Genomic DNA, 9,076 nt, shown 5'->3' with positions numbered 1-9,076 from the left:
CATGCCAATGGCATTGCCCGGTAGCTAAATGCGGAAAAGATAAGTGCTGAAAGCATCTAAGCACGAAACTTGCCCCGAGATGAGTTCTCCCTGACTCCTTGAGAGTCCTGAAGGAACGTTGAAGACTACGACGTTGATAGGCTGGGTGTGTAAGTGCAGCGATGTATTGAGCTAACCAGTACTAATGAACCGTGAGGCTTAACCTTACAACGCCGAAGATGTTTTGGCGAAGCAGAGACAGTCGATTTTCAGCTGATACAGATTAATTAATGCGCAGAGATGCGTGTTGATACAGAATTTGCCTGGCGGCTTTAGCGCGGTGGTCCCACCTGACCCCATGCCGAACTCAGAAGTGAAACGCCGTAGCGCCGATGGTAGTGTGGGGTCTCCCCATGTGAGAGTAGGGAACTGCCAGGCATCAAATTTAGCGTGCTGATATGGCTCAGTTGGTAGAGCGCACCCTTGGTAAGGGTGAGGTCCCCAGTTCGACTCTGGGTATCAGCACCACTTTATACGTGGTTGAAGTTCGGCAATAGTAAAAGAATTTGTCTGGCGGCTTTAGCGCGGTGGTCCCACCTGACCCCATGCCGAACTCAGAAGTGAAACGCCGTAGCGCCGATGGTAGTGTGGGGTCTCCCCATGTGAGAGTAGGGAACTGCCAGACATCAAATAAGTGAAAAGGCCATCCGCAAGGATGGCCTTTTTGCGTTTATACATCGAAATATCAGACGAGAACGTTGCCAGACAACTTTTGCCCGGCAACCAAATGCCACCGGGCAACTATCATTGATTAATGAATCACCTGGGACAGAAATGCTCGCGTTCTTTCAGATTTCGGATGGGCAAAAAACTCTTCCGGTGCAGCCTGTTCGACAATTTCCCCGCGATCCATGAAGATCACCCTGTCTGCCACTGTTCTGGCAAAGCCCATTTCATGCGTGACACAGAGCATTGTCATTCCCGATTGTGCCAGACCAATCATCGTATCCAGCACCTCTTTAACCATCTCTGGATCGAGCGCTGAAGTCGGTTCATCGAACAGCATAATTTTAGGTTTCATGCACAAGGATCGCGCGATAGCGACACGCTGCTGCTGCCCCCCCGATATCTGTCCGGGGAACTTATTCGCATGTTCAGCAATGCGCACCCGTTCCAGATAATGCATCGCCAGCGCCTCAGCTTCTTTTTTAGGCATCTTTCTAACCCAAATAGGCGCCAGTGTGCAATTCTGTAATACCGTCAAATGGGGGAACAGATTGAAATGCTGGAATACCATACCCACTTCCTGGCGGACTCGTTCGATATTGCGAATATCTTCATCCAGCTCAATTCCATCAACAACGATGCGCCCTTGTTGATGCTCTTCAAGATGGTTAATACAGCGAATCGTCGTAGATTTACCTGAACCTGACGGGCCGCACAGGACGATACGTTCACCTTGCTTTACCTTCAGATTGATATCTTTCAGAACATGAAACTGCCCGTACCATTTATTAACGTTTTCCAGCGTAATCATCGCGTCAGCGGGGGTCATCGTTATTTTGCTCATAAATTCCTCAATGCGGCGTACGCCCGGTATTAAAGCGCTTTTCCAGATGCTGGCTATAGCGCGACATACTGAAACAGAAAATCCAGTAAACAAGTGCAGCGAAAACATAGCCTTCGGTAGACATTCCCAGCCAGGCCGGGTCGACTGTGGCCTGCTGAACACTACTGAAAAGATCAAACAATCCAATGATGATCACGAGGCTGGTATCTTTAAACAGGGCGATAATAGTGTTCACCAGCCCCGGAATAACCAGCTTGAGCGCCTGGGGTAAGATCACGAGTCCCTGGGTTTTCCAGTAACCAAGTGCCAGCGATTCAGCAGCCTCATACTGACCTTTTGGCAGCGCCTGAAGCCCGCCGCGAACCACTTCTGCAACATATGCTGACTGGAATAACACCACCCCCACCAGGGCGCGGATCAGTTTGTCGATCGTGGTGCCTTCCGCCATAAACAGCGGCAGCATCACCGAGGACATAAACAGAACGGTAATCAGCGGTACACCGCGCCAGAACTCGATAAAGATCACCGACAGAATGCGTACCACTGGCATCGTTGAACGACGGCCAAGTGCCAGCAAAATACCCAACGGCAGCGCCCCGGCGATCCCAACAGAAGCGATGATCAGGGTTAACGTCAGCCCACCCCACTGGCGTGTCTCAACACGCTCCAGCCCTAGTATTCCCCCGTACAGTAGCAACCAGACAATCAGCGGATACACCACTGCCCAGCAGGCAATATAGCGACCACGACGCGGCAGACCTTTAAAGAACATCGGTGCGATCGACAGCAGGCCGATAACTAGCGCAAGATTGATGCGCCAGCGTTGATCGTGTGGATAGAGACCATACATAAACTGGCCGAAACGCTCATGGATAAACACCCAACAGGCACCGGCCTTGGTGCAGTCAGCTCGTGTTGAGCCTACCCAGTTTGCTTGTAAAAACGCCCAGTTCAGCAGGGGGGGAATCAGCTCCCAAATCAACCATAAACTGACGATCGTAAGGAGACTGTTACTCCATGAGGAGAACAGATTCTTGCGTGCCCAGGCGATGAAACGCCAGCTTCCGGCGCTGGACGGGCGCGAGGGCTGTGACAATACGGCTTTTGTCATCATGGTTCCTTAGCGCTCAACCAGGGCGATGCGACGGTTATAGATATTCATCAGCAGTGAGATCGTCAGGCTGATAATCAGATAGACGGACATGGTGATGGCGATAGTCTCGATAGCTTGCCCGGTCTGGTTAAGCACGGTTCCGGCGAAAAGGGAAACCATGTCGGGATAACCAATGGCAGCCGCCAGCGAGGAGTTTTTGGCAATATTAAGATACTGACTGGTCAGCGGCGGGATGATCACGCGCAAGGCTTGCGGGATGATCACCTGACGCAGTGTCACCGGATTTGGTAATCCGAGTGATCGCGCGGCTTCATGCTGCCCATAGGGTACTGCTTGGATACCAGAACGAATGATTTCGGCAATAAATGCGGAGGTATAAATCGACAGCGCCAGCGTCAGCGCCGCAAGCTCTGGGATCAGCACCATCCCACCCCGGAAATTAAAACCACGCAGCTGTGGAATATCCCAGTGCAACGCAGCACCGAAAGTCCAGTGTGCGAGCAGCGGTAATCCCACGATCAATGCAACGCCTGCTGGCCATGTTCTGCGAAGTTGCCCGGTTTTAATCTGAAGTGTGCGGTTGTAGCGAAACAGCCCAATCGTAATGGTGAGAGCAACAACAATGGCTGCCATGAACGCGTACAGCCCTTCGCCCGCCAGCGGCGAGGGAATATAGAGACCGCGATTACTCAGAAAAAACAGATCCCAGGCATCAACAGCCTGGCGCGGGCCGGGTAAATTGCGCAGTACGGCGAAATACCAGAAGAAGATCTGCAAGAGCGGCGGAATATTGCGAAACGTCTCAATATAAATCGTCGAGAGTTTGCGTAATAACCAGTTCTCCGAAAGGCGCGCAAGTCCGAGGAAAAAGCCCAGAAACGAAGCAAACACAATACACAGCGCAGAGACCAGAAGCGTGTTCAGCAGGCCGACCAGAAACACTCTTCCGTATGTGTCTCCTTCTTGATAATCAATCAAGTGCTGCACAATGCCAAAACCAGCGCTGCGATCCAGGAAGGCAAAGCCCGAAGTAATGCCGCGATTGCTCAGATTGGTAACAGTGTTATGAATTAAATAAATCGCGACGACCACGACGGCGACAACAGCAATTATCTGGAATAGCCAGGCGCGGACCGCGGGATGAGAAAAGGAAAGTTTTCCTTTTACGGCTAAGCGGCGATGGGACATAAAGAAACCTCGGTAACCATGACTCTGGACTGGGCACCACAGATGCGGTGCCCGTTACAGCTAAAAACTTAACGTACCGGCGGAGCGTACTGAATGCCGCCGTTGTTCCAGAGGTTGTTCTGGCCACGTTTGATCTTCAATGCACTTTCCGATCCCACGTTGCGCTCGAAGATCTCTGAATAGTTACCGACGTGTTTAATGATGTTATATGCCCACTTGTTATCCAGTTTTAGATCTTTACCGAAATCACCCTCTTTACCGAGAAGGTGCGCCATATCCGGCGTTGATGGATTAGCGGCTTTTTCATCGACATTTTTCGAGTCGATGCCCATCTCTTCGGCGTTCAGCATAGCGAACAGCGTCCAGCGAACGATGGAGAACCAGTCTTCATCGCCACGGCGTACGACCGGGCCGAGAGGTTCTTTCGAGATGACTTCTGGCAGAACAATCCATTCCGCCGGGTTGCTCAGCTTGATGCGCAGGGCATACAGCTGAGACTGGTCTGACGCCAGCGTATCGCAACGGCCAGACTCCAGCGCTTTAGCGGATTCATCAGAGCGGTCGAAGGTGACTGGCGTGTATTTCATGTTGTTGGCTTTGAAATAGTCGGCGACATTCAGCTCGGTGTCAGTGCCTGCCTGAATACAAACAGTCGCGCCGTCGAGCTCTTTGGCGCTCTTCAGTCCCGCCTTGTTGTGGGTCAGGAAGCCGATACCGTCATAATAGGTAACGCCGGTGAAGGACATTCCCATGCCTGCGTCACGCGATGAAGTCCAGGTGGTATTACGAGAAAGCATGTCCACTTCGCCCGACTGCAGAGCGGTAAAGCGCTCTTTCGCCGTCAGAGGGGTGTATTTTACTTTGGTGTCATCCCCGAAGAGGGCTGCTGCAACGCCACGGCATACATCGACATCAATACCGGTGAACTTTCCGTTCGCATCGGCATAAGAGAAGCCCGGTAACCCATCACTGATACCGCACTGTACAAAGCCTTTCTTTTTAACGGCATCCAGCGTTGTGCCGGCATGAGCTTGTCCCGCTACAGCAAACAACATGCCCGCTGCGGCCAGGCTGGCTAACATCGTCTTTTTCATAATGCATCCTGTGTGGCGAAATTTATCGTTATAGAAAGTCGTTTTAAAACGCTTTTACCTGTCTGTGGCGTTGGCCGACGTTTATAAAGCAAACGTAATGCCAGTTTTGCGTTCGGCTGAAAAAGAGAGAATTGAACGCATAATGCAGAGTGTAGACAGGGATAAATAAATCGAGCGCCCCGAAATGGTGCGAAATCACAACCTACGCCACAAATCAGAGCAAAAGTTGTTAGCTAGTGGGTTAATTCAGGATGGTAGTTTCTGGCGTGAATATTGGCAGGATAGTTAATGTAATTGAATTGTGAAAAGTATCACGCTGGGAAATGAAATTAAAAAGACGCGACAAAAAAGATGTGAGAAGAATCAGATATTAATAAGGAGAGGCAGTTGGAAAAGGGGAGTTTTTTTAACTTATCAGGAAATCATTGCACCGGTTTGAAGCAAAAGCGCGGATGCACCGCGCTTTTGCAGGAAAGCATTATTTCGTTAATGCGACGATACCCAGCGTCAGACCAGCGACAGCGGCGGCACCACCGGCGATTGCCCCTGCGGTTTCCCAGTTATCCTGGGTCGTGCCTTTCATACAGGTGTTGGTATGAACCAGACGGCCTTGATCGTCATACACCGGCACACACGGAGAGTCGTGCGCACAACCGGCAAGAAGCGCAGCGAGAGTTGCAACGCAAATGAATCTTTTCATGATGTTACCTCAGAATTAAAACTGGCTCGCTATAAAACCAATAGGGTATTTATCGAGCTGATGGTCATTTTACCACTACACCTATCCACAACAGCAGGGTGAATAATCTCAAATTATGTGGATTGTAAAAATCATGGAGAAAAAAACAGAACGGCATGAATTTATGGAGGAAGTATGGAACGAATAATAGATTTTACGCCGGGAGGAAGTTAACGATTATTCGCAGGCATAATAATACAATGATAATTTGCGTGCTAATGTTCTGTGTAAAAGAATAAGAAAAGGCGCCGGATGACGCCTTTATCTTTGTTTTACTTCTTGATTCGATTAAACCGTCGTCTGACGACCACGAAAAATACGGGAACGAAGAAGATAGCCAGAAGCGTTGCCGAGAGCATGCCGCCCATGACCCCTGTGCCCACGGCGTTTTGCGCGCCACTGCCCGCACCACGGCTAATTACCAGCGGCAGTACACCGAGAACAAACGCCAGTGACGTCATCAGGATGGGGCGCAAACGCATACGGGATGCCTCAAGGGTGGCTTCGATAACCCCTTTACCTTCTTTCTCCATCAGGTCTTTCGCGAACTCTACAATCAGAATGGCGTTCTTCGCGGAGAGCCCGATGGTGGTGAGAAGCCCAACCTGGAAATAGACGTCATTGTTCAGCCCGCTTAACGAGGCGCCAAGCAGCGCACCAATCACCCCCAGTGGCACGACTAACATAACGGAGAACGGAATCGACCAGCTCTCATAGAGCGCAGCCAGACACAGGAACACCACAATCAGCGAAATGGCGTATAGCGCAGGTGCCTGGTTGCCAGAGAGACGTTCCTGATATGACATTCCCGTCCAGTCGTAACCGATACCGGAAGGCAGTTTTTGCGCCATACTTTCCATCATCGCCATCGCTTCACCCGAGCTCTTACCCCGCACGGATTCACCCACAATTTCCATCGAAGGCATACCGTTGTAGCGCTCAAGGCGCGGTGAACCTGAAATCCAGCGCGAGGTGCTAAACGCGGAAAAAGGCACCATTTCGCCGTTGATGCTGCGAACGTACAGGTTATTGATATCACCCGGCAACATACGGAACGGAGCATCGGCCTGCGCATAGACTTTCTTCACACGCCCATGATCGATAAAGTCATTCACATAAGTCCCGCCGAGCGCGGTCGAAATCGTCTGGTTGATATCAGATAGACTGACTCCCAGCGCCTGCGCTTTCTCCTGGTCCACATCCAGTTTGAACTGCGGGGTATCTTCCAGCCCGTTAGGGCGCACACGTTCGAGCAGGTCTGGGTGCTCTTTCGCCATACCAAGCAGCTGATTACGCGCTTTTGTCAGCTCGATATGCCCAAGGTTTGCCTGATCGATAAGTTCGAAGTCAAACCCGGTAGCCGTGCCCAGTTCGATGATTGCAGGCAGGTTAAACGGGTAGACCATCCCATCCTTAATGTGACTGAAGGCTTTCGATGCGCGACCGACAATCGCGGCGACCCCGTTTTCAGCCCCCGGGCGTTCATCCCACGGTTTCAGGCTGATAAATGCCATGCCGGAGTTTTGCCCCTGGCCGCTGTAGCTAAAACCGTTAACCGTAAAGACCGATTCGACGTTGGCCTTCTCTTTGGTCAGATAGTACTGCTGCACCTGATCCAGTATCTGCTGCGTACGGGTTTGCGTGGCTCCCGCGGGCAGCTGGACCATGGTCATGAATACGCCCTGATCCTCGTCGGGTAAGAAGGAGGTTGGTAAACGTAGGAACAACACCGCCATACCAGCAACAATCAGCACATAAATCACCAGATAGCGCCCGGTTTTGCGTAAAATGCCGCTCACGCTGTTACTGTAATGATCCACGCTCTTATCGAAGACGTTATTGAACCAGCCAAAGAAACCGCCTTTCGCGTGGTGCTCTTCCGCTGCGGGTTTCAGGAGCGTGGCGCAGAGGGCAGGGGTCAGAATCAAGGCAACAAGGACGGAAAGCGCCATTGCCGAAACGATGGTCAGGGAGAACTGACGATAGATAGCACCGGTGGAACCACCAAAGAAGGCCATCGGCACGAACACCGCTGAAAGCACCATCGCGATACCAACCAGCGCGCCCTGAATCTGCTCCATCGACTTCTGCGTTGCTTCTTTCGGCGGCAGCTTATCTTCCGCCATCACGCGTTCGACGTTTTCCACGACGACGATGGCGTCATCGACCAGCAAACCTATTGCCAGCACCATGCCAAACATTGTCAGGGTATTGATGGAAAACCCAAATGCGCCCAACACCGCAAAGGTACCCAGCAACACCACCGGCACAGCAATGGTTGGGATCAGCGTGGCGCGCAGGTTCTGCAGGAACAGATACATCACCAGGAAGACGAGAATAATCGCTTCGAACAGTGTTTTGACCACTTCATGAATCGAGATTGTCACGAACGGCGTGGTGTCGTAAGGGTAGACAACCTTCAGCCCCTGCGGGAAGAAGGCCTGCAGTTCGGCCAGTTTTGATTTAATGGCAGCGGCAGTGTCCAGCGCGTTGGCGCCTGTCGCCAGCTTGATACCCAGACCAGTAGCCGCCTGGCCGTTAATCTTGGTCACCATATTGTAGTTTTCGCCGCCAAGCTCAATACGGGCCACATCTTTCAAATGCACCATTGAGCCGTCCTGGTTCACTTTCAGTGTAACCTTGCCAAACTCTTCCGGTGTTTTCAGGCGCGTTTGCGCAATGATGGAGGCGTTAAGCTGCTGGCCTGGAATCGACGGCGTTCCGCCTAACTGACCGGCCGCAATCTGGTTGTTCTGGGTTTTGAGCTGATTAATTACATCCAGCGGTGTCAGCTGATACTTATTCAGGGCATTGCTGTCGAGCCAGATACGCATCGCGTACTGTGCGCCAAACATCTGAACATCGCCCACACCGGAAGTTCGGCTGATGGTGTCTTTCACGTTAGACGCAACGTAATCGGAAATATCATCCTGGGTCAGGTTTTTGTTATCAGACACAAAACCCGCGACCAGAAGGAAGCTGCTGCTGGATTTTTTCACGCCGATCCCTTGCTGCTGAACTTCCTGCGGCAGCAGCGGCATCGCCAGCTGAAGTTTGTTCTGAACCTGTACCTGCGCGATATCAGGATCGGTGCCTGACTGGAAGGTCAGGGTAATCGTCACGTTTCCCGCGGAATCACTGGTGGAGGACATGTACATCAGATTATCGACACCGTTCATGTTCTGTTCGATAACCTGCGTCACCGTATCCTGCACCGTTTGTGCGTCCGCACCAGGGTAAACGGCTGTGACGGCAACAGCGGGTGGCGCAATCGTAGGATACTGTGCCACCGGCAGTTTGAGAATCGCCAGCCCACCCGCAATCATCAGAATGATGGCAAGCACCCAGGCGAAAATCGGCCTTTGAATAAAGAAGTTAGCCATTGATTATTC

General features: G+C 51.7%; 6 protein-coding genes, 1 tRNA gene and 3 rRNA genes. 4 read left to right on the top strand and 6 right to left on the bottom strand.

Annotated features, from left to right (window positions below; genetic code table 11):
- The 4 genes from ABIE11_RS19155 to rrf (ABIE11_RS19140) form a co-directional block, all read left to right on the top strand.
- Window positions 1-206: ribosomal RNA gene (locus ABIE11_RS19155) — 23S ribosomal RNA — on the top strand; the annotation flags it as partial.
- Between the two features lie 95 nt (window positions 207-301).
- Window positions 302-417: ribosomal RNA gene (gene rrf / locus ABIE11_RS19150) — 5S ribosomal RNA — on the top strand.
- Window positions 418-431: 14 nt separating this feature from the next.
- Window positions 432-507: transfer RNA gene (locus ABIE11_RS19145), tRNA-Thr, on the top strand.
- 41 nt (window positions 508-548) lie between these two features.
- Window positions 549-664, top strand: a 5S ribosomal RNA gene (gene rrf, locus ABIE11_RS19140).
- Between the two features lie 126 nt (window positions 665-790).
- Here the strand turns inward: rrf (ABIE11_RS19140) and ABIE11_RS19135 are convergent.
- From ABIE11_RS19135 to ABIE11_RS19110, 6 genes are all read right to left on the bottom strand, one after another.
- Window positions 791-1,549, bottom strand: a complete 759-nt coding sequence (locus ABIE11_RS19135; protein ID WP_100778666.1) for an amino acid ABC transporter ATP-binding protein — start codon at window positions 1,547-1,549, stop codon at window positions 791-793.
- Window positions 1,550-1,556: 7 nt separating this feature from the next.
- Complete coding sequence (locus ABIE11_RS19130; protein ID WP_248860311.1) at window positions 1,557-2,660, bottom strand: amino acid ABC transporter permease; 1,104 nt, start codon at window positions 2,658-2,660, stop codon at window positions 1,557-1,559.
- 9 nt (window positions 2,661-2,669) lie between these two features.
- Complete coding sequence (locus ABIE11_RS19125; protein ID WP_429185142.1) at window positions 2,670-3,851, bottom strand: amino acid ABC transporter permease; 1,182 nt, start codon at window positions 3,849-3,851, stop codon at window positions 2,670-2,672.
- Between the two features lie 68 nt (window positions 3,852-3,919).
- Entirely contained in the window at window positions 3,920-4,945 is a 1,026-nt protein-coding gene (locus ABIE11_RS19120) for an amino acid ABC transporter substrate-binding protein (protein WP_429185140.1), read from the bottom strand.
- 478 nt (window positions 4,946-5,423) lie between these two features.
- Complete coding sequence (locus ABIE11_RS19115) at window positions 5,424-5,645, bottom strand: lipoprotein (protein WP_015960684.1); 222 nt, start codon at window positions 5,643-5,645, stop codon at window positions 5,424-5,426.
- A 311-nt stretch (window positions 5,646-5,956) separates the two neighbouring features.
- A complete protein-coding gene (locus ABIE11_RS19110; RefSeq protein ID WP_429185139.1) occupies window positions 5,957-9,067 on the bottom strand; it encodes an efflux RND transporter permease subunit in 3,111 nt (1,036 codons plus the stop codon).
- Window positions 9,068-9,076 lie beyond the last annotated feature (9 nt).

Source organism: Lelliottia sp. 489, assembly GCF_050435885.1.
GTDB lineage: Bacteria > Pseudomonadota > Gammaproteobacteria > Enterobacterales > Enterobacteriaceae > Enterobacter > Enterobacter nimipressuralis.
This window is presented reverse-complemented; position numbering and strand designations above follow the sequence as displayed.